Origin of the sequence: Flavobacterium sp. EDS, from assembly GCF_020991525.1 — a bacterium.
In the GTDB taxonomy this organism is placed as follows: domain Bacteria; phylum Bacteroidota; class Bacteroidia; order Flavobacteriales; family Flavobacteriaceae; genus Flavobacterium.
Map to the genome: position 1 here is coordinate 122462 of NZ_JAJMOZ010000002.1, position 20749 is coordinate 143210.

A 20749-nucleotide genomic window follows, 5' to 3' on the forward strand; every position below is an offset into this window, starting at 1 on the left:
CACATATTAAAAAGATGAAAAAACTTTTTTTACTTTTATTAGTTACTAATGTAATTACAGCCCAAGTTTCGAGTATTGTTAGAAACAAAGACAGTTATACGCAAGAAGTTTTTCCATACAAAGGAGTTAGAGCAATTCAAATAGATGAGGTTAGCTCTCCAGGAAATGAGGATAATGTATTTATTTTTTCGAAGATAGAAAAAAATGCAAATCCTGATAAAATGTATTTTCAGCGGTTTACAAAAGTTAATGATAAATGGGTTGTGAAATCTATTCTCGAAGTAAATCATAGCGGAATCATTTCGGCTTGGGGAAGTAGAAAAGCATTTTGGGATTTTGATAAAGATAAAAGTATTGATGCCCTTTTTATTTATGGACTTTATGATGCTAATTTCAAACAGCAATCAGTTCATTTAATCTTTTCGCAGAAAGAACAGCTTTACACTATAGGATCAAGTGTCTCGGATAATTTTGAGATTGATAAATTCTCCTCTAATTTTGATTCTTTGAGTGAAATCTATAAGGCCAAAATTCTGGAGTATTGGAATAAATTAGATAAAAAAGATAAATAAACTGTTTTTGCTTTGTTAAAGAAGTATCATCATTAAATTTAAAAAAAGATTAAAAATTTTATAAAAGGCTGGGGGTGTGGATTGTTCTTTATAGCTCCTTTCGTTTTAATAGGTCTGGGAACTTTGATATTTAGTTCGTACAGTATCTTTAAAACTGAACAAGCTAAGAGTTGGTTTCCAGTTCCAGCTAATGTTGAAAAAATTGATATTGATTCACGTTCAAATAAAGGAACAATGTCATACGAAGTTATTATTAAGTACTCTTATACTATTGAAGGGAAAAAGTATTTAGGAAATAGAATCGCTTTTGGTTATGGTATGAATAATATTGATGATCATGATGGGTTGTTTTCTAGATTAGAAAGGAGTAAAAAAATTATTGTTTATGTAAATCCAAATGATAGGCAGGAATGTGTAATCGTTCCTGGGATGAATGATTCGATTACAGGGCTTTTAATTTTTTCAATATTATGGAACTCATTTATTGTAGCTTTAGGAATATTACCATATTTTATAAAAGGTGTTGATGAAAATAATAAGCCAAGATATACATCAAAAGAAGCAACTTGGATTATTGTTATTATATGGGCCATAGGTATTATAATTTTACTTAGTAAATGTTTACATATCGATATAGAGAATAAAATCAATGTTATAGAAGAAGTGAGAAATTTTGATTCAGATATAGAATAAAAAAAACAAAAAACATGAAAGTAACCTTAGACAGAGTAAACGATGCGTTTCATTTTAAGCTCAAAAATGAACGTGGACATGTAGTTGATGTAGATAGCAGAGCCGAATTTGGCGGAAGCGATTTAGGTGCAAGTCCAATGGAATTAGTATTGATGGGAGTTGCAGGATGCAGCGCTATTGATATGATTTCGATTTTAAAGAAACAACGCCAGGAAATAACTTCATTTAAAGCTGAGGTTGAAGGAGAACGAGTACAAGTAGGAGAGGCGAAGCCTTTTAAAGAAATCTTTGTGGTTTTTTACTTAGAAGGAGATATTAATCCTGAAAAAGCACAACGTGCTGCACAGCTTTCTTTTGAAAAATATTGTTCAGTTGGAAAAACTGTCGAACCTACAGCCACAATAAAATACAAAGTGGTTTTAAACAATGAAGAATTATAGAATTAAAAAATTAGTCAATTCGAGAATTAGATAATTTTTAGATTGGCTAAAAAAGATTCACTTGCATAAATTCAAGGTGAAGGTTTTTGCTTATCGTGTAACCTGAAACTTGAAGCATGAAATAAAAAAACAAAAAAAAATGAATGAACAAGAATTTGGTTTTGAAACTCAAGCCATAAGAACACAATTAGAAAGATCCCAGTATTTAGAGCATTCGGTACCATTGTACCTATCATCAAGTTTTGTATTTGAAGATGCCGAAGATATGCGAGCTTCTTTTACGGAAGAAAAAGATAGGAATATTTATAGCCGTTTTAGTAACCCGAACACAACCGAATTTGTAGATAAAATTTGTAAAATGGAAGGGGCAGAATCTGGATATGCCTTTGCAACAGGAATGGCAGCGGTATATTCTACTTTTGCAGCTTTATTAAATGCAGGAGATCATATTGTGTCTGCAAGTAGTGTTTTTGGTTCAACTCATGCCTTGTTTGTAACTTATTTTCCAAAATGGAATATTGAAACTTCTTATTTTGATATCAATAAACCAGAAACTATTGAGAGTTTTATTAAGCCCAATACAAAAATATTATATGCCGAATCACCAACAAACCCTGGTGTAGATGTAATCGATTTGGAATTGCTTGGAACAATTGCAAAAAAACACAATTTGATTTTAATTATTGATAACTGTTTTGCAACGCCATATATTCAACAGCCTATAAAACACGGAGCACATTTGGTAGTACATTCTGCTACTAAATTAATCGATGGTCAAGGGCGTGTTTTAGGAGGAGTAACAGTAGGGAGAGAAGATTTAATCAGACAAATTTATTTGTTTTCAAGAAATACAGGACCAGCATTGTCACCGTTTAATGCTTGGATTTTATCAAAAAGCTTAGAGACTTTGGTTGTGCGAGTTGAAAAACATTGCGAAAATGCTTTGAAAGTTGCTGAGTTTCTTGAGGCGCACCCGAATGTGAATAGCATTAAATATCCGTTCTTAAAATCACATCCACAATATGAAATTGCCAAAAAGCAAATGCTTTTAGGTGGTAATATTATTGCGTTTGAAATAAAAGGCGGAATAGATGCTGGTAGAAAATTTTTGGATAAAATAAAATTGTGTTCACTATCGGCTAATATTGGAGATACAAGAACAATTGTTACGCATCCTGCATCAACAACTCACAGTAAATTGTCTGAAGAAGATCAATTAGCAGTTGGTATTACACAAGGTTTAGTACGTGTGTCTGTAGGTTTAGAAACAGTAAAAGATGTAATTGCCGATTTAGAGCAAGCACTTTCTTAAAAGTTTAGATTGTGGATTTTAAAGTCTACAATTGATTATAATATAAAAAAAAACGATTTTTAACTGTAGCTTTTATGCAGTTAAAAATCGTTTTTTATTTATACTATACTAATTTAGTAGAACTTGATTATTCATTCAGTTATTTTTCTCGTTCAAAAAACCTATTTTTGTTGCAGAAAAATATATAGTGTCTACAATCTAAAATTTATATAAGTGCTTTCAAAGAAAACCAAATACGGAATCAAGGCTTTAACATATTTGGCCAGGCGAGAAAATAACGAGCCTGTACAAATTGCTGAAATTGCTAAAAGTGAACATATTTCGATTAAATTTTTGGAAAGTATTTTGCTTCTATTAAGAAATTCGGGATTCCTTGGCGCTAAAAAAGGAAAAGGCGGAGGCTATTATCTGATAAAAGATCCAAAAGATATCAGTATGGCGAAAGTATACCGTATTCTTGAAGGACCTATTGCATTGTTGCCATGTGCAAGTCATAATTTTTATGAAAAATGTGATGATTGCGACGATGAAACTACTTGTGCAGCAAGACGTTTAATGACCGAAGTAAGAGACAATACCTTAAAAGTTTTAGAGAATAACTCACTGGCCGATATTGCATTTTAGCCAATCACGTTTTTAAAATATATATAAAAAAGACCATTTCAGTATGTCCGAAATGGTCTTTTTTATATATTTAATTGCTTGTTTAGTCTAGAAAATCAATTTATATCCAGCTAAAAATAACATTACAGCAATCGCATTTCTAAGAAATAAATCAGGAACTTTTCCACTTAGCATACTTCCTATAAAAATTCCAGGAAGCGATCCTAGTAATAACTGACCTAGTAAAATTAAGTCTAAATTTCCCATTGAAGCATGACCTATTCCGGCTACAAGTGTTAAAGGAACTGCATGTGCAATCTCAGTTCCTACCAAGCGAGGTGTTGGCAAAAGGGGGTAAAGAAAAAATAAAGTAACGGTACCTAAAGCTCCAGCCCCTATTGATGTTAATGTTACGGTTGCTCCAAGTAATACACCAATCCCAATGGTTAGCATGTTTTGTGTATGGCTTTCACTATGAAATTTATCTCCAGCATGTTTTTGAGAGTATATTAATAATCTCTTTTTGAACAAAATTGCAATTGAAGTAAAAAGTAATGCCCAACCTAGACTGTATTTTATGACAGCATTAATAGTAGAAATATCCGTTTTTATACTGTTTAATATCCATAAGGTAAGTAAAGAGGCAGGGACGCTTCCTAAAGTAAGCCAGCCTGTGATTTTCCAGTTGATATTTCCCTTTTTATGATGTACAAATACGCCTCCCATTTTGGTAAAAGCGGCATATAATAAATCGGTACCAACTGCAGTTGTTGGTGGAATTCCAAAATATAATAAAATAGGAGTCATTAAAGAACCGCCACCTACGCCTGTTAATCCTACTATAAAACCTACGACTAAACCTGCAACTACAAGACCTATTTGGAAATCCATAAAAAAAATTTGAGTAAAAATAATAACAATTTTACGATAATCCTATGGATTTGGTAGACATTTAGAAAAATCTAACATTACTTTGTTAAAATGTGTTTTATGCTTGTTAAACGAATCTGTAGAGATTTTTATTGTGTATTAATATGTAACCTGAAGATAATTAGAGATATAAAAAAATTAAAAATTATTTTGATATTTAGAAATAAGTGTTAATTTTGCATTGTAATCTACTAACCCGATAGGGTAATAGGTTTTAAAATAAAATGAATACTTGGAAGATGGAAAAAGAATTGGAATTAAATACTGTGGCAACAAAATCAGGCGGATCGTTTTCGAAGCAATTATGGGTAATCATTCCTGCTTTATTGTTGTTGGGTTTGATTTCAGTATTAATTTATAATCATCATGCTGATTTTTCTTGGCAAGGTTTCCTTGATGGATTTAATCAAGAGTTTTTGGTGTTTTTCTTAATTGGAGTTTTTGCTCAATTAGTAGATGGTACATTAGGAATGGGTTATGGAGCTACATCGACTTCTTTTTTATTGGCTTATGGGGTTTCTCCAGTGGTTAGTAGTGGTGGTGTTCACGTTGCCGAGATGTTTACAACAGGAGCATCGGCGATATCACATCATAAGTTTGGGAATATCAATAAAAAATTGGTTAAGAATTTATTGATTCCAGGAGTTTTAGGTTCAATTACAGGAGCTTATTTACTCTCAGATGTTATTGATGGAGATGTTATAAAGCCATTCATTGCTGTATACATGATTGTATTGGCAATAATAATTATCAGAAAAGCATTAAATAAAAATATAATCAAAAAGAAAACTAAGCGTCTTGGGATATTGGCAACCTTTGGCGGATTTATGGATTCTGTTGGAGGAGGAGGTTGGGGACCAATTGTAACTTCTACATTGTTAGGAAGAGGCAGAAATCCTCGTTATACAATTGGATCAGTAAATGCTGCCGAGTTTGCAGTTTCATTTGCAAGTGGCGTAACATTTATGCTTTTTGGAGGAATCCATGGATGGCAAGTTATTATAGGTTTGATTTTGGGAGGTGTAATCGCCGCTCCTCTTGCTGCCTTTTTAGTAAACAAGATCAAAAGAAAGCCAATGATGGTGGCAGTAGGAATATTAATTATCCTTTTGAGTTTAAAAACATTATCTAAATTATTATAATAATTATTTAGGAATATCAAGAATATGAGTGCAACTAACATTACATCTTTATTAGCTAAAACAAAAGATTTTTCTTTAGAAGAAACATTGACTTTTTTGGCTAATGAATACAAAGACAAAGTAGTTTTTTCGACTTCATTTGGTCAGGAAGATCAGGTTATTACCGATTTTATTGCTAAAAATAATATCGAAATTACCATTTTCACATTAGATACTGGAAGATTATTTCAGGAAACATACGATGTTTTTCATAGAACATTAAAAAAATATAAAAAGCATATTGAGGTTTATTTTCCAGAAGCAATTGCTGTAGAAAATTTGCTAAAAGTAAAGGGTCCAAATAGCTTTTATGAATCAGTTGAGAATAGAAAGGAATGTTGCTTTATTCGTAAAGTAGTTCCGTTAAGAAAAGCTTTAGCAGGAAATGCAGTTTGGATAACAGGTTTAAGAGCTGAGCAATCTGAAAATAGAAATGATTTGCAATTGTTTGAATACGATGCCAATTTCGAAATAATAAAATTCAATCCATTATTAAAATGGTCATTACAAGAAGTTGAGGATTATCTACAAGAGCATAGCGTACCTCAGAATGCATTGCATAAAAAAGGGTTTGTAAGTATAGGTTGTGCACCATGTACAAGAGCAATTTTGCCAGACGAAGATATTAGAGCCGGAAGATGGTGGTGGGAGTCAAGCCATAAAGAATGTGGTTTGCATAGTGCTAAGAAAGAATAGAGCAAAGAGGCATTAAAGAAAATAGAATAAAAAATAATAATGGTTAAAAGTTTTTAGATGAGGTTGTTAAACCTGAAACTTTAAACTTCAAACTTTGAAACAAAAAACAATGAGTTCAGTATTAAAAACAAATGCTTTAGAAAGCGAAGCGATATACATTTTTAGAGAAGTAATTTCTCAGTTTGATAAACCAGTTTTACTTTTTTCAGGAGGTAAAGATTCGATTACTTTAGTGCGTTTAGCACAAAAAGCATTCTTTCCTGCAAAAATACCTTTCCCACTATTGCATGTTGATACAGGACATAACTTTCCTGAAACAATAGAATTTAGAGATAAATTAGTTGCAGAGCTAGGGTTAGAATTAATCGTAAGAAATGTTCAGGATGCTATTGATGAAGGAAAAGTTGTAGAAGAAACTGGAAAATATTCTAGTAGAAACAGTTTGCAGACAACTACACTTTTAGATGCTATTGAAGAATTTAAGTTTGATGCTTGTATTGGTGGAGCACGTAGAGATGAAGAAAAAGCAAGAGCTAAAGAGCGTATTTTTTCAGTTCGTGATGATTTCGGTCAATGGGATGAAAAAAATCAACGCCCAGAGTTATTTGATATTCTAAACGGAAAGATTGAAAATGGACAAAACGTACGTGTTTTCCCAATTTCAAACTGGACAGAACTAGATGTATGGAGTTATATCGAACAAGAAAAAATTGAAATTCCATCTATTTATTTTTCACACAAACGTAAAGTTTTCTTGAGAGATGGATTAATCTGGTCACATTCTCCTTATGTATATCAAGAAGAAGATGAACAAATAGAAGAAAGAATTGTTCGTTTTAGAACTGTTGGAGATATGAGTTGTACAGCCGCTGTTGAATCTTATGCAGCTACGATTAAAGAAGTTGTGGGGGAGATTAGAACATCGACAATCTCTGAAAGAGGAGCCAGAATTGATGACAAACGTTCTGAAGCAGCAATGGAGAAAAGAAAACAACAAGGGTACTTTTAATTGATTAATTAAAAGTTAGAATTAAGAAAATAAAAACATACAGATTTAAATTTTAGCTCAAAAGGTAAGCAACGTGAAACTTGAAACCTGAAACAAAAAAGTTAAGCCTGAAACAAAATATAAGAATGGAAGTTTTAAAAATAGCAACAGCAGGAAGTGTAGATGACGGAAAGAGTACTTTAATTGGAAGATTATTGTACGATACAAAATCATTGACTACAGATAAAATAGAAGCAATAGAAAAAAGTAGCAAATTAAAAGGTTACGATTATCTAGATTTATCATTAGCAACTGACGGATTAGTAGCAGAAAGAGAACAAGGAATCACTATTGATGTAGCGCATATATATTTTTCGACAGCTAAGAAAAGTTACATTATTGCCGATACACCAGGTCACGTAGAGTATACACGTAACATGGTTACAGGAGCTTCGACTTCGCAAGTTTCAATCATTTTGATTGATGCTCGTAAAGGAGTAATCGAGCAAACGTACCGTCACTTTTTTATCAATAATTTATTGAGAGTAAAAGAGGTAATTGTTGCGATAAACAAAATGGACTTAGTTGATTATTCAGAAGAAGTTTTTAATAAAATCAAAGCCGATTTTCAGGCATTAAATGCTAAAAGTACTTTCAAAGAACAAAACGTAAGTTATATTCCATTAAGTGCAATCAACGGAGGAAACGTAGTTGATAAATCGGAAAATATGAAATGGTATGACGGACAAACTGTTTTGGAACATTTAGAAGCTTTAGAGCCAACAGATGTTTTTGAAAAAGGAGAAGCACGTTTTCCAGTTCAAACAGTAATTCGTCCAAAGACTGAAGAGTACCATGATTTTAGAGGATATGCTGGTAAATTATATGGGAACTCCATTAAAGTAGGAGATGCCGTAACCGTTTTACCTTCATTAACAGAATCTAAAGTAAAGAATATTCATTTTTTTGATAAACAATATGATGAAGCAATTGCAGGTTCATCAATCACAATTGAATTAGAAAATGATATCAATGTTACCAGAGGAGATATGATTGTAAAATCTACGGAACTTCCTAAAATAGAAAAAGACATCACAACAACAGTTTGTTGGATGGATTCTAAAAAATTAGTTCCTGGAACAAAATATATCGTTCAGCATAATACAAACAGAGTTTTGGCAAAAGTAGAAAGTATTAAGAATACAATCGCAACCGATTATTCAGGTACAACACCAGCAACTCAATTAGCAATAAACGAAATAGGTGAAGTAAGAATTAAATTGAGTAAGCCTTTATATTTTGATGCCTATAACGACAATAAATCAAACGGAGCTTTTATCCTGATTGATACCGCAACCAATACAACTGCAGGAGTAGGATTCATTCGATAATTTCCTGCAATACGCTTTAGGCTGTAAGCTTTAAGCAAAAAAAATATAAGGTGTTTAGTAAGCCTAAAGCTTATAACCCAAAGAAAAGAATAAAGTTTAAAGAAGCTTATAGCTTAAAGCGAAAAAACAAATGGAAAGTTTTAGAACAGAAATAGAAAATCCGATAGTTCAGAAAGAGATTATCGATCTAGAAAAAAAGATTCATTTATTCCGTGGAGGGAAAATTGATGATGAGCGTTTTCGTAGTCTTCGTTTAGCACGTGGAATCTACGGGCAACGCCAGGAAGGCGTTCAAATGATTCGTATTAAATTGCCATTTGGTAAAGTTACCAGCGAGCAATTAGTACGTATTACTAAAGTTTCTGATGAATATTCTACAGGACGTTTGCATATTACAACACGTCAGGACATTCAGATTCACTATGTAAGTTTAGACAGAACTCCAGAACTTTGGGCTAATCTAGCTAAAGATGATGTTACTTTGCGTGAAGCTTGTGGAAACACCGTTCGTAATATTACAGCAAGCGAATTAGCTGGTGTAGATGTAAACGAACCATTTGATGTTTCGCCATACGCACATGGTTTGTTCCAATACTTATTGAGAAACCCTATTTGTCAGGAAATGGGACGTAAATTTAAAATTTCGTTTTCATCATCAGATGAAGATACTGCATTGAGCTATTTGCACGATTTAGGATTTATTCCAAAAATTGTAGATGGTGTTCGTGGATTTAAAATCATGTTAGGAGGAGGACTAGGTTCGCAGCCTGCGCATGCCGAATTACTTTCGGAATTTGTACCTGCTAACCAGATTATCCCAACGGCAGAAGGTGTGATTCGTATTTTTGACAGATACGGAGAACGCGCCAAAAGAATGAAAGCGCGTATGAAATTTTTAATCAAAGAGATAGGAAGAGATACTTTCCTTGATTTGGTTGAACAAGAGAAAAAAGCAATTGCTTTTGAAACATACGAAATAGATACAACAGCTTTTGATGCGCCAATTCCAGAGCCATTATTAACCGTTCCATCGGTTACTATCGAAGATGAAGCAGCTTATGAAGCTTGGAAAAAATCAAACGTAATTGCTCAGAAACAAGATGGATATTACGCCATTGGAATCAAAGTATTACTAGGAGATTTTTATACTGATAAAGCTAGAATTTTAGCCGATTTGATTAAGAATTATGCAGCAAACGAATTGCGTTTTTCATTGCGTCAGAACATTGTAATACGTCATGTAAAAGAAGAGAATTTACCTTTCTTTTATCAAGAATTAGCTAAGTTAGGATTTGTGAATTTAGGATATAATTCTACAGCCGATATTACAGCTTGTCCAGGTACAGATACTTGTAACTTAGGAATTGCAAGCAGTACAGGAATTGCCGAAGAATTAGAAAAAGTGCTAAATGCCGAATATCCACAATACAGCAATAATCAAGAAATCGAAATAAAAATTAGTGGTTGTATGAACGCTTGTGGTCAACACAATATGTCAGCAATCGGATTTCAGGGAATGTCTATTAACTCAGGAAAACTGGTTGCGCCAGCGTTACAAGTTTTATTAGGGGGAGGAAGATTAGGAAACGGATCAGGTCGTTTTGCCGATAAAGTAATTAAAATTCCAAGTCGTAGAGGACCAGATGCATTACGTACGATCTTAAATGATTTTGATGCAAATGCAAACGGACAAAAATTCCTGAATTATTACGATGCAAAAGGAGAAAAATATTTCTATGAAATTTTAAAACCATTCGCAGATGTTACCAATTTAACTGAAGCTGATTTTGTAGATTGGGGTAATGCCGACAACTATGTAAAAGCTGTTGGAGTTGGAGAATGTGCTGGAGTTGTTATTGATTTAGTAGCTACTTTATTATTAGAAGCAAAAGATAAATTAACCTTCGCACAAGAGTCATTCGACGAAAACAAATGGTCAGATGCTATTTACCATGCTTACGCAGGATTTGTAAATGGAGCTAAAGCATTATTGCTTTCAGAAGATGAAAAGACAAACAATCATGCAGGAATTGTTGATTTGTTTGATACTGTTTTTGTAGCGACTTCTAAAATAGAATTGCCAACAACATTTAAAGAATTAGTATATCAAATCAATAAAGTGGAGCCTTCAGAAGTATTTGCAAAACAATATATCCAAGAAGGAATTTCATTTTTTGATACGATCGAAAAATATAGAGCCAAAGATTTAGCAAATGCTTAATACAGTAAAACCCAAGGTAACTTTAGTCGGAGCAGGCCCGGGAGATCCGGATTTGATGACTTTAAAAGGCGTAAAAGCACTTGCTGAAGCAAATGTGGTTTTGTATGATGCTTTGGCAAATGAAGAAATCTTAGAATATGCGCCTAAAAATGCGATTCGAATTTTTGTTGGCAAGCGAATAGCAAATCATGCCTATACACAAGACCAGATTAACCAATTAATAGTTGATAATGCATTGACTTATGGAAATGTGGTACGTTTAAAAGGAGGAGATCCGTTTGTATTTGGTCGTGGAAGCGAAGAAATAGAATATGTGGAGAGTTTCGGAATACCTACATTTGTGGTGCCTGGAATATCATCGGTCATTGCAGTTCCTGCTAATTTGGGAATTTCAATAACCAAAAGAGGAGTTTCTGAGAGTTTTTGGGCTATTACAGGAACAACTTCAGATAGAAAACTATCTTCGGATGTTGCACTTGCTGCTCAATCTTCTGCCACAGTAGTTATTTTGATGGGAATGAGTAAGCTGGCACAGATAGTTGCTTTGTTCCAAAAAGAATCGAAAGGAGAAACTCCAATTGCGATTATTCAAAACGGAACAACTCCGGATGAGAAAGTCGGAATTGGAACTATAAATACAATTCAGGAAATTGCTGCAGAAAATAAATTAGGTTCGCCAGCGATTATTATCATTGGAGAAGTAGTTAGAGAAAGTACTAAGTTAAAAGGGTTTTACGAGGAATTTATTTTAAGTAAGATCGCATAATATATTAAAAAAGATTAATTCCTTTTTTTTAAGGACTAGGAAGTAAAAATAAATTGTAATGGAAAGAAACGAATTGTATCCAATATTTTTAAAACTGCATAAGCTTAATGTGCTTATTGTTGGTGGCGGAAATGTAGGATTAGAAAAACTTTCTTTTCTGTTAAAATCTAGTCCCAATGCTAATGTTGAGGTTGTTGCAACTACCTTTTTGCCTGAAATTGAAATCTTGGCAGAGAAGTATAATCTGACGCTAACAAAAGCTAAGTTCAAGAAAAAGATGTTAAAGAAGCGGCATATGGTTATTGCTTGTACTGATGATTTATTGGTAAATAAAAGGATTTATGATCTATCGCAAGAGAGATACCTCATTTGCAATATTGCCGATACACCTGAATTATGTGATTATTATTTAGGCGGAATCGTAACTAAAGGAAATGTAAAAATTGCTATTTCGACAAATGGTAAGTCACCAACAACAGCCAAAAGGCTTCGAGAATTTTTTGAAGAAGTTATTCCTGAAGATATTAATAAAATGGTCGAAAACCTCAATGAATACAGGAAAACACTAAAAGGTAACTTTGAAGATAAGGTTAAAAGGATGAACGAAATTACCGCTTCATTGAAAAATAAAGAGTAAAAAATTCCACAAAGAAATCAATGATAAAAATCATTGACATTAGAATAAATTATTCGTTTCTTTGTATTATTAAGAATGATTATAAACAACATCATAATGATTAAAACAGACATACTTATAATAGGAGCCGGACCAACTGGTTTATTTGCCGTTTTTGAGGCAGGATTATTAAAATTAAAATGCCATATACTAGATGCTTTACCACAAGCAGGTGGGCAACTTTCAGAATTATATCCAAAGAAACCTATCTATGATATCCCTGGATTTCCAGAAGTGTTAGCAGGAGATTTAATTGATAACCTACAAGAGCAAATTAAACAATTTGAACCAGGTTATACATTAGGAGAGCGTGCTGAAACAATCGAGAAACAAGAAGATGGAAGTTTTATTGTGACCTCAAATAAAGGAACTAGATTTCATGCACCAGTTATTGCTATTGCAGGAGGTTTAGGAAGTTTTGAGCCACGTAAGCCACTTATTGAAGATATTGAGTTTTATGAAAATAAAGGAGTAAAATACTTTATCAAAAATCCTGAAAAATTCAGAGACAAAAGAGTTGTTATTGCAGGAGGAGGAGATTCAGCTTTAGACTGGAGTATATTCCTTGCAAATGTAGCTTCAGAAGTAACTTTAATTCACCGTAGAAATGAATTTAGAGGAGCTTTAGATTCTGTAGAAAAAGTACAAGAATTAAAAACAGCTGGAAAAATTAAATTAATTACACCAGCAGAAGTTATCGGAATCAATGGTGCTGAGCATATTGAGTCGCTTGTTATCGAAGAAAACGGGGCAACTCGTATAATTCAAACAGATTATTTTATTCCACTTTTCGGATTAACACCAAAGTTAGGACCAATCGGAGACTGGGGATTAGAAATCGAGAAAAATGCAATTAAAGTAAATAATGCATTAGATTATCAAACTAATATTCCAGGAATCTTTGCAATTGGAGACGTAAATACCTACCCAGGAAAATTAAAATTGATCCTTTGTGGATTCCACGAAGCAACTTTAATGTGTCAGGCTGCATACCAAATTATCAATCCAGGTAAAAAATATGTGCTTAAATATACAACTGTTTCAGGAGTAGACGGATTTGACGGAACTCGTAAAGAAGCTCCAAAAGCTGTTGTTAAGGCGATTGTCTAAGACGCTATGGTTCTGAGGGACTAAGTTCTCTAAGATTTTATATAGTAAAGTCCAAACTAGTAATAGTTTGGGCTTTTTTTATGCTAAGGCGCTTAGCAACTTAGCATATCAGAACCTAAAAAAAAAACGTACCTTTGTGATTATTAATTTTGATTATCATGGATTTAGAAGCTAGAAAATATCAATTTATTCAAAAGTTGGTTAAAGTGGAAGACGAGAGTATTTTGGAGAAACTAGAATTGGTTTTGAGAGAAAATCAAAATGATTGGTTTGATGATTTATCAGAGTTAGAAAAAGCTGAAATTCAAGTTGGATTAGATCAGGCTAAAAAAGGTGAATTTACAAGCCATGAAGATGTGATGAAAAGATTTTCAAAATGGCATTAAAATTAATCTGGACTTCACAAGCTATAAAAGGATTTGATAAGGTTATTGATTATTTGGAAGCGAATTGGACAGCAAAAGAAATTTTGAATTTAGAAAATAAAATTAAACAGGTTATTAATCAAATTAGCCTTAATCCAGAACAATTTCCAAAATCAATAAAAAGCGAATCTTTGTATAAAGCAATTATAGACAAAAATAATTACTTAGTTTATAGAGTAAATAAGGAATCCAATTGTATTGAGATTATCAATTTTAGAGGAACTAAACAAAAGGGGAAACACTAATAAAGTTTTAAACTTAGTCCCAAGATTTCGGGATAGCAACTTAGAATCTCAGATTCTTAAAAAAAACTTGCAATTGTTAAGGTTATGTCTTTACTTTGCACTGTTCATATATTTATTGAAAGTTATCACGAAAGGCGGAGGGATAGACCCATTGAAACCTTAGCAACCCTTTATCATAAAGAAGGTGCTACATTCTACTTTATACATTCATTGTATTAAAGATAGATAACACATAATACAGCAATGTATTTCTCAAAACTTTTCTTGAAAAACTTATCGATATTAACTGAATGTAATTTCAGTATCAGCAGCGAATTATCGGCGCATTTTTGCCTATAACATTCCCGCTTTCCGCTATATTTTTTTTCTGAACCCCAGAAAAAAAGCATACCGCTACAAACGTAGTTCACTGAACTCCTATGAAAATAGAAATTAAGTGAAGTAATCGGGGCTAAAGAGCTATGATAGTGAATTTTTGGTACTATTTAATAAAAGCTTTTACGTCTAAGCGTCATTGCAAGAAAAGAAAAAACATGTCAACAATTCAAGAAGCAATAAAAAAAAATATTCTAATCCTAGATGGAGCAATGGGAACCATGTTGCAACGCTATAATTTCTCAGAGGAAGATTTTCGAGGAGAGCGTTTCAAAGATTTTCCACATCCCCTAAAAGGAAACAACGATTTACTATCCATAACACAACCACAAGCAATTCGCGATGTCCACGCCGCTTACTATGAAGCGGGTGCCGACATCGTAGAGACAAACACATTCTCGGGAACAACAATCGGTATGGCCGATTATTTCCTAGAGGAGTACGTTTACGAATTAAACTACGAGTCTGCTAAACTTGCAAGAGCAGTAGCTGATGAGTTTACAGCCAAAAATCCAGACAAACCACGTTTTGTTGCAGGTTCAATCGGGCCAACAAACCGTACAGCGAGTATGTCACCAGATGTAAACGATCCGGGATACAGAGCTGTAACGTTTGATGATTTACGTATTGCCTACAAACAACAAGTAGAAGCTTTAATGGATGGAGGTTGTGATTTATTATTGGTAGAAACCATCTTTGATACCTTAAATGCTAAAGCAGCACTTTTTGCAATCGAAGAAGTAAAAGAAGAACGTAATATTGAAATTCCAATCATGGTTTCAGGAACAATTACCGATGCTTCAGGAAGAACACTTTCTGGGCAAACGGTAGAAGCTTTCTTGATTTCAGTATCACATATTCCGTTATTAAGCGTAGGATTTAATTGTGCTCTAGGAGCCGATTTGTTGAAACCGTACCTTAAAACATTAGCACAACATACTAGTTTTAATGTTTCGGCACACCCCAATGCAGGATTACCAAACGCATTCGGGCAATATGACGAAACACCGGAACAAACACAAGCATTCATTAAAGAATATCTAGAGGATAATTTAATAAATATCATCGGAGGTTGTTGCGGAACAACTCCAGATCATATCAGGTTAATTGCTGAAGTGGCGAAGGATTATAAGCCGAGAGTAGCACCTGTTTTTGCATAAATGTTCCCTACTAAGAATTCAAAAAACTGTAATTAATTTTTATTTTTTTCTGATTAGAAAAAGTTTACAACAATGATAAAATATCTAGGATTTATAATTGTGTTTGTCACAATCTCATGTAATAAAGTACAAAGCCAGAAAATAACAATTTTTAAAAATGATGGAGAGGATATTGAAAATTTTGAGGACTATCCATTAAATGAAATTGTACTGAATATTCCGGCAAATGAAAAATATAATTATGTTAAGATAAAAAGTATAGAAAAAGTAATTAATGAGAAGAATCAGAATCTAGTTTACGAACGAGATTCTATTAATAGAACCAGACTTTCATTTCCTTCTGGCGAATTTGTGCAAGTTAATAAAGAAGATGCAAAGTTGAATTTTTGGATTAAAGGGGGGGAAAACAAAAACATAAAGTTGATAAAAGGAGTTTTATCATATTTGAAAAAAATTAATGAAACAGAAGTTAGTTTTAGTTTAAAAGAAGATGTTGATAAAAATTTAGTTTCTGATCAATTACCTTTTAAAATATTCAGAGTTAATAAATCAGTTGTTGAAAAATATCGTAAAAAGGGACAAGAAAATGAAGCAATAGAATCTGGCAGATTAGTAGATGTCGTTGAAAAAGATGATAAATTCATGACTGACACTTTTGGATCACAAGTTATCGATTTCACTACAAATCAAATTGTATTTTGGATTGAAGCCAATATGGTTAATTTAATTGATATTAAGTTTTTTGATAAGGATGATAATGAGATTAAACTTAGTGAAGACCAAAATGATGCAATAATTACTGAGAGAGGATTGTATGCTTTTTATTTTGATCAGAAACCACAAAAAGATTGGAAAATAAAAATATATCATTCAAATAAAGGAACATTGGTTGAAGTTCCATTTGAAGTAAAATGATAATAATAAGGTTTTCAATCTGAATCTATTAAAGTTGATAAAATAAATTATGTTTTTTATAAAGTATAATTAAAGAGAATTAAACTTATAAGGAGTTCAAAGCATTGAAGAAAAAATAGAATAAAAATAATCGAGCTAAAGGCTCTTTAAAGAGTTCCAGAGGAACGACATATTTGTAGCTACGGAATTTATTCCGTTGAAAATTAAAAAAAGAAAATGGCAGAAAATAGAAGAGACCTTGTATTAGCAGGATTAGAACCATTAATTATTACGCCAACAAGTGTTTTTGTAAACATAGGTGAACGTACCAATGTTACGGGTTCAAGAAAATTCCTTCGCTTAATCAAGGAAGAGAAGTATGACGAAGCACTTGATATTGCAAGACAACAAGTAGAAGGAGGAGCACAAATCATCGATATCAATATGGATGAAGGAATGCTTGATGGAGTTCAGGCAATGACAAAATTCCTGAATTTAATAGCATCTGAACCCGATATTTCGAGAGTGCCAATTATGATTGACAGTTCGAAATGGGAAATCATCGAAGCAGGTCTAAAAGTAGTACAAGGAAAAAGCGTAGTAAACTCAATCTCTTTGAAAGAAGGCGAAGAAGCCTTTATTCACCATGCCAAATTAATTAAACGATACGGTGCGGCGGCTATTATTATGGCTTTTGACGAAGTAGGTCAGGCAGATAATTTTGATCGAAGAGTCGAAATTTGTCAGCGTTCGTATGATATTCTGGTTAACAAAGTAGGCTTTCCTCCACAGGATATTATTTTCGATTTAAATATTTTCCCAGTTGCAACCGGAATGGAAGAACATCGCTTAAATGCTTTGGACTTTTTTAGAGGTACAAAATGGGTTCGTGATAACTTGCCACATGCACATATTAGTGGTGGAGTAAGTAATGTTTCGTTCTCTTTTAGAGGAAACGATACCGTTCGTGAAGCGATGCACTCGGTGTTTTTATACCACGCAATCAAGAACGGAATGACAATGGGAATTGTAAATCCGGAAATGCTTTCGATTTACGATGATATCCCTAAAGATTTATTAGAACACGTTGAAGATGTAATCTTGAACAGACGTGATGATGCTACTGAACGACTTTTGGATTTTGCTGAGAACGTAAAAGGTGAAGTAAAATCAGATGAAAAAGCGATTCAGGAGTGGCGTTTAGGAACGGTCCAAGAACGTATTACGCACTCGTTAGTAAAAGGTATTGATGCTTTTATTGAAGAAGATGTTGAAGAAGCTCGTCTGGCAGCAACAAAACCTATTGAAGTTATTGAAATTAACTTAATGACAGGAATGAATGTCGTTGGAGATTTATTCGGAAGCGGAAAAATGTTCTTGCCCCAGGTAGTAAAATCGGCACGTGTAATGAAAAAAGCTGTAGCATATTTATTGCCTTATATTGAAGCTAGCAAACAGGCTGGAGACAAGCAAGGGAACGGAAAAATATTGATGGCAACTGTAAAAGGTGACGTTCACGATATTGGTAAAAATATTGTTTCGGTTGTTTTGGCATGTAATAATTACGAGATTGTAGATCTTGGTGTTATGGTGCCTCCAGAAAAAATTATTGCCGCGGCGATAGAACATAATGTTGATATTATCGGTCTAAGCGGACTGATAACACCTTCGCTTGACGAAATGGTTTATTTGGCAAAAGAATTAGACAAACAAGGAATCAAAATTCCGATTATGATAGGTGGAGCAACAACTTCGCGTGCACATACAGCCGTGAAAATTGCACCGCAATATAGAGAAACTGTAATTCACGTAAACGATGCTTCGAGAGCCGTAACAGTTGCAGGAAATTTGTTAGATCATAACCGTAAAATATATGCTAGTGATATTCGTGCTGATTATGATGCATTTAGAGAAACGTTTTTAAATCGTTCAAGAGATAAAAACTTCCTGACGATAGAGCAAGCACGCAAAAACAAATTACAATTGGATTGGGCTGAATATACACCAACCAAGCCAAAATTTGTTGGAGCAAAAGTAATCGAAGTAGAGTTAGATGTTTTGGTTCCGTATATCGACTGGACACCGTTTTTTAGAACATGGGAATTGTTCGGGAAATATCCAGCAATCTTAACCGATGAGGTTGTGGGTAAAGAAGCCACTTCTGTTTTTGCAGATGCTCAAGCTATGCTGAAAGTAATCCTGGAAGAGAAAAAACTATCGGCAAAAGGAATTTACGGTATTTTCCCTGCGAATCAGGTAGATGATGATGATATCGAATTGCGTGATGAAAACGGAAAAGTGTTGGAGAAATTTTTAACACTTCGTCAGCAATCACAAAAAACAAAAGGAGCACCAAATATAGCATTGTCTGATTTTATTTTGCCAAAAGATAGCGGAATTACAGATTATATTGGAGCGTTTTGTGTAACAACAGGTTTTGGTGTTGACGAATGGGCAGCTGAATTCGAAAAAGATTTAGACGATTACAACTCGATTATGGTAAAAGCATTAGCCGATCGTTTTGCTGAGGCTTTCGCTGAATATTTGCACGAAGAAGTTCGTAAAGATTTCTGGGGCTACGATGCCGAAGAATCCTTGTCAACTGAAGATTTAATCGAAGAAAATTATAAAGGGATTCGTCCTGCGCCAGGATATCCTGCTTGTCCAGATCACTTAGAGAAACCTACAATCTGGAAACTCTTAAATGTAGAAGAAGAAATAGGAGTAACCTTGACCGAAAGTATGGCAATGTGGCCTGCATCATCGGTATCAGGATATTATTTCGGAAATCCAAAAAGTAAATATTTTGGACTAGGGAAAATAAAAGAAGACCAAGTTGTAGATTATGCCAAACGCCGAAGTATTTCAACTGATAAAGCCATGAAATGGCTAAATCCAAATATAGCAGACTAAAAAGAAAAGGTTCCAAGTTTCAGGTTTCAAGTTGCATTAAACTTATACCTGAAACTAAAAAAACTTGAAACAAGAAATCAAAATGAAAGTAACCAAACATATAGAAAAGGCAAAAGGGAATACATTATTCTCATTCGAAATTATCCCGCCTCAAAAAGGAAAAAGTATTCAGGAATTATACGCTAATATTGATCCATTGATGGAGTTTAATCCACCATTTATTGATGTAACAACTTCTCGAGAAGAGTATATTTATATTGATAAAGGAAATGGACTTTTAGATAAGAAATTAACGAGAATGCGTCCAGGTACGTTAGGGATCTGTGCTTCTATAAAACATAAATACAACGTAGATACAGTTCCTCATGTGCTTTGTGGAGGATTTACCAAAGAAGAAACTGAGTATCTTTTGGTAGATTGTAACTATTTAGGAATCGATAATGTTATGGCTTTGCGTGGAGATGCCATGAAAGATGAACAATATTTTATTCCAAAAGCGGGAGGAAACGATTATGCTGTAGATTTAGTGAAGCAAATCAGTTTATTGAATCAAGGAAAATACCTTCATGAGGTAATGGATGTCGATAACAAAGCTGATTTTTGTATTGGTGTTGCTGGTTATCCAGAGAAACATTTAGAATCTCCATCGCTGCAATCAGACTTAAAAAGACTGAAAGAAAAAGTAGATGCTGGAGCAGATTATGTTGTAACTCAGATGTTCTTTGATAATTCTAAGTATTTTAATTTTGTTGAGAAAGCTAGAGAAATAGGAATTACAATTCCTATCATTCCGGGAATTAAGCCAATAGCTGTTCAAAGACATTTACAGGTTTTGCCTCAAATTTTCCGTATCGATTTACCCGAAGATTTAATTCACGAAGTAGATAAGTGTAAAAACAATGCAGAGATACGCCAAGTCGGAATCGAATGGGCGATTCAGCAATCATTAGAATTAAAAGCTGCTGGTGTTCCAGTTTTGCATTATTATTCTATGGGGAAATCTGAAAATATTCGTCAAATAGCAAGTAAAGTTTTCTAACTTTACTTTTTGAAAAGTGCATTTTCTTTCAATCTTGTCATTCCGACAGAGGAAGAATCTCAGAGAGTAACTCTACATAGCTTGGGGATTAACTTGTGGAGATTCTTCGTTTCATAGAA

General features: G+C 33.5%; 20 protein-coding genes and 1 riboswitch. Of the genes, 19 read left to right on the forward strand and 1 reads right to left on the reverse strand.

Annotated elements, in window-relative coordinates:
- The first annotated feature begins 14 nt into the window (after positions 1-14).
- The 5 genes from LPB87_RS03585 to LPB87_RS03605 all read left to right on the forward strand — a co-directional run bounded on the left by LPB87_RS03585 (position 15) and on the right by LPB87_RS03605 (position 3641).
- Positions 15-572: a hypothetical protein gene (locus LPB87_RS03585; protein WP_230604974.1), complete on the forward strand. Its 558-nt coding sequence runs from the start codon at positions 15-17 to the stop codon at positions 570-572.
- 81 nt (positions 573-653) lie between these two features.
- Positions 654-1265 (forward strand): DUF3592 domain-containing protein, encoded by a 612-nt coding sequence (locus LPB87_RS03590; protein ID WP_164998715.1) that lies wholly within the window; start codon positions 654-656, stop codon positions 1263-1265.
- Positions 1266-1279: 14 nt separating this feature from the next.
- On the forward strand, positions 1280-1705 hold the full coding sequence (locus LPB87_RS03595) for an OsmC family protein (protein ID WP_129539904.1): 426 nt from the start codon (positions 1280-1282) through the stop codon (positions 1703-1705).
- 139 nt (positions 1706-1844) lie between these two features.
- Positions 1845-3017: an aminotransferase class I/II-fold pyridoxal phosphate-dependent enzyme gene (locus LPB87_RS03600; protein WP_230604976.1), complete on the forward strand. Its 1173-nt coding sequence runs from the start codon at positions 1845-1847 to the stop codon at positions 3015-3017.
- A 213-nt stretch (positions 3018-3230) separates the two neighbouring features.
- Positions 3231-3641, forward strand: a complete 411-nt coding sequence (locus LPB87_RS03605) for an Rrf2 family transcriptional regulator (protein WP_035619819.1) — start codon at positions 3231-3233, stop codon at positions 3639-3641.
- Positions 3642-3728: 87 nt separating this feature from the next.
- Here LPB87_RS03605 and LPB87_RS03610 read toward each other — a convergent pair whose 3' ends face one another.
- Entirely contained in the window at positions 3729-4511 is a 783-nt protein-coding gene (locus LPB87_RS03610) for a sulfite exporter TauE/SafE family protein (protein WP_129539902.1), read from the reverse strand.
- A gap of 263 nt (positions 4512-4774) precedes the next feature.
- Between LPB87_RS03610 and LPB87_RS03615 the strand changes: the two genes are divergently transcribed.
- The 14 genes from LPB87_RS03615 to metF all read left to right on the forward strand — a co-directional run bounded on the left by LPB87_RS03615 (position 4775) and on the right by metF (position 20630).
- Positions 4775-5692 carry a sulfite exporter TauE/SafE family protein gene (locus LPB87_RS03615; protein ID WP_230604977.1) on the forward strand — a complete coding sequence of 306 codons (918 nt, stop codon included), beginning with the start codon at positions 4775-4777 and terminating at the stop codon, positions 5690-5692.
- A gap of 24 nt (positions 5693-5716) precedes the next feature.
- Positions 5717-6427 carry a phosphoadenylyl-sulfate reductase gene (locus tag LPB87_RS03620; protein ID WP_230604978.1) on the forward strand — a complete coding sequence of 237 codons (711 nt, stop codon included), beginning with the start codon at positions 5717-5719 and terminating at the stop codon, positions 6425-6427.
- Between the two features lie 109 nt (positions 6428-6536).
- Positions 6537-7436, forward strand: a complete 900-nt coding sequence (gene cysD / locus LPB87_RS03625; protein WP_035619812.1) for a sulfate adenylyltransferase subunit CysD — start codon at positions 6537-6539, stop codon at positions 7434-7436.
- Positions 7437-7561: 125 nt separating this feature from the next.
- Entirely contained in the window at positions 7562-8806 is a 1245-nt protein-coding gene (locus LPB87_RS03630; RefSeq protein WP_230604979.1) for a GTP-binding protein, read from the forward strand.
- 130 nt (positions 8807-8936) lie between these two features.
- Positions 8937-11027, forward strand: coding sequence for a HEPN domain-containing protein (locus LPB87_RS03635; protein WP_129539899.1), 2091 nt, complete (start codon positions 8937-8939; stop codon positions 11025-11027).
- A complete protein-coding gene (cobA, locus tag LPB87_RS03640; RefSeq protein WP_230604980.1) occupies positions 11020-11793 on the forward strand; it encodes a uroporphyrinogen-III C-methyltransferase in 774 nt (257 codons plus the stop codon). The genes LPB87_RS03635 and cobA overlap by 8 nt, the downstream gene beginning before the upstream one ends.
- A gap of 58 nt (positions 11794-11851) precedes the next feature.
- The gene (locus tag LPB87_RS03645; protein WP_129539897.1) at positions 11852-12430 is read left to right on the forward strand and encodes a bifunctional precorrin-2 dehydrogenase/sirohydrochlorin ferrochelatase; all 579 of its coding nucleotides are present in this window, start codon (positions 11852-11854) and stop codon (positions 12428-12430) included.
- Positions 12431-12526: 96 nt separating this feature from the next.
- On the forward strand, positions 12527-13579 hold the full coding sequence (locus LPB87_RS03650; RefSeq protein ID WP_129539896.1) for an NAD(P)/FAD-dependent oxidoreductase: 1053 nt from the start codon (positions 12527-12529) through the stop codon (positions 13577-13579).
- Positions 13580-13737: 158 nt separating this feature from the next.
- Entirely contained in the window at positions 13738-13965 is a 228-nt protein-coding gene (locus LPB87_RS03655; protein WP_129539895.1) for a hypothetical protein, read from the forward strand.
- On the forward strand, positions 13956-14249 hold the full coding sequence (locus tag LPB87_RS03660) for a type II toxin-antitoxin system RelE/ParE family toxin (RefSeq protein ID WP_230604981.1): 294 nt from the start codon (positions 13956-13958) through the stop codon (positions 14247-14249). Before LPB87_RS03655 ends, LPB87_RS03660 begins: the two co-directional genes overlap by 10 nt.
- Before the next feature lie 119 nt (positions 14250-14368).
- A riboswitch (SAM riboswitch) is annotated at positions 14369-14481 on the forward strand.
- A gap of 301 nt (positions 14482-14782) precedes the next feature.
- Positions 14783-15784, forward strand: coding sequence for a homocysteine S-methyltransferase family protein (locus LPB87_RS03665; protein WP_230604982.1), 1002 nt, complete (start codon positions 14783-14785; stop codon positions 15782-15784).
- Between the two features lie 72 nt (positions 15785-15856).
- The gene (locus LPB87_RS03670; RefSeq protein WP_230604983.1) at positions 15857-16699 is read left to right on the forward strand and encodes a hypothetical protein; all 843 of its coding nucleotides are present in this window, start codon (positions 15857-15859) and stop codon (positions 16697-16699) included.
- 216 nt (positions 16700-16915) lie between these two features.
- Positions 16916-19591 carry a methionine synthase gene (gene metH, locus LPB87_RS03675; RefSeq protein WP_230604984.1) on the forward strand — a complete coding sequence of 892 codons (2676 nt, stop codon included), beginning with the start codon at positions 16916-16918 and terminating at the stop codon, positions 19589-19591.
- 82 nt (positions 19592-19673) lie between these two features.
- Positions 19674-20630, forward strand: a complete 957-nt coding sequence (gene metF, locus LPB87_RS03680) for a methylenetetrahydrofolate reductase [NAD(P)H] (protein WP_230605203.1) — start codon at positions 19674-19676, stop codon at positions 20628-20630.
- Positions 20631-20749 lie beyond the last annotated feature (119 nt).

Bases quoted from the DNA above. Each gene is read 5' to 3' on its own strand.
- LPB87_RS03585 (WP_230604974.1), top strand. From the start codon at position 15: ATGAAAAAACTTTTTTTACTTTTATTAGTTACTAATGTAATTACAGCC.
- LPB87_RS03595 (WP_129539904.1), top strand. From the start codon at position 1,280: ATGAAAGTAACCTTAGACAGAGTAAACGATGCGTTTCATTTTAAGCTC.
- LPB87_RS03600 (WP_230604976.1), top strand. From the start codon at position 1,845: ATGAATGAACAAGAATTTGGTTTTGAAACTCAAGCCATAAGAACACAA.
- LPB87_RS03610 (WP_129539902.1), bottom strand. From the start codon at position 4,511: ATGGATTTCCAAATAGGTCTTGTAGTTGCAGGTTTAGTCGTAGGTTTT.
- LPB87_RS03615 (WP_230604977.1), top strand. From the start codon at position 4,775: ATGAATACTTGGAAGATGGAAAAAGAATTGGAATTAAATACTGTGGCA.
- LPB87_RS03620 (WP_230604978.1), top strand. From the start codon at position 5,717: ATGAGTGCAACTAACATTACATCTTTATTAGCTAAAACAAAAGATTTT.
- cysD (WP_035619812.1), top strand. From the start codon at position 6,537: ATGAGTTCAGTATTAAAAACAAATGCTTTAGAAAGCGAAGCGATATAC.
- LPB87_RS03630 (WP_230604979.1), top strand. From the start codon at position 7,562: ATGGAAGTTTTAAAAATAGCAACAGCAGGAAGTGTAGATGACGGAAAG.
- LPB87_RS03635 (WP_129539899.1), top strand. From the start codon at position 8,937: ATGGAAAGTTTTAGAACAGAAATAGAAAATCCGATAGTTCAGAAAGAG.
- cobA (WP_230604980.1), top strand. From the start codon at position 11,020: ATGCTTAATACAGTAAAACCCAAGGTAACTTTAGTCGGAGCAGGCCCG.
- LPB87_RS03645 (WP_129539897.1), top strand. From the start codon at position 11,852: ATGGAAAGAAACGAATTGTATCCAATATTTTTAAAACTGCATAAGCTT.
- LPB87_RS03650 (WP_129539896.1), top strand. From the start codon at position 12,527: ATGATTAAAACAGACATACTTATAATAGGAGCCGGACCAACTGGTTTA.
- LPB87_RS03655 (WP_129539895.1), top strand. From the start codon at position 13,738: ATGGATTTAGAAGCTAGAAAATATCAATTTATTCAAAAGTTGGTTAAA.
- LPB87_RS03660 (WP_230604981.1), top strand. From the start codon at position 13,956: ATGGCATTAAAATTAATCTGGACTTCACAAGCTATAAAAGGATTTGAT.
- LPB87_RS03665 (WP_230604982.1), top strand. From the start codon at position 14,783: ATGTCAACAATTCAAGAAGCAATAAAAAAAAATATTCTAATCCTAGAT.
- LPB87_RS03670 (WP_230604983.1), top strand. From the start codon at position 15,857: ATGATAAAATATCTAGGATTTATAATTGTGTTTGTCACAATCTCATGT.
- metH (WP_230604984.1), top strand. From the start codon at position 16,916: ATGGCAGAAAATAGAAGAGACCTTGTATTAGCAGGATTAGAACCATTA.
- metF (WP_230605203.1), top strand. From the start codon at position 19,674: ATGAAAGTAACCAAACATATAGAAAAGGCAAAAGGGAATACATTATTC.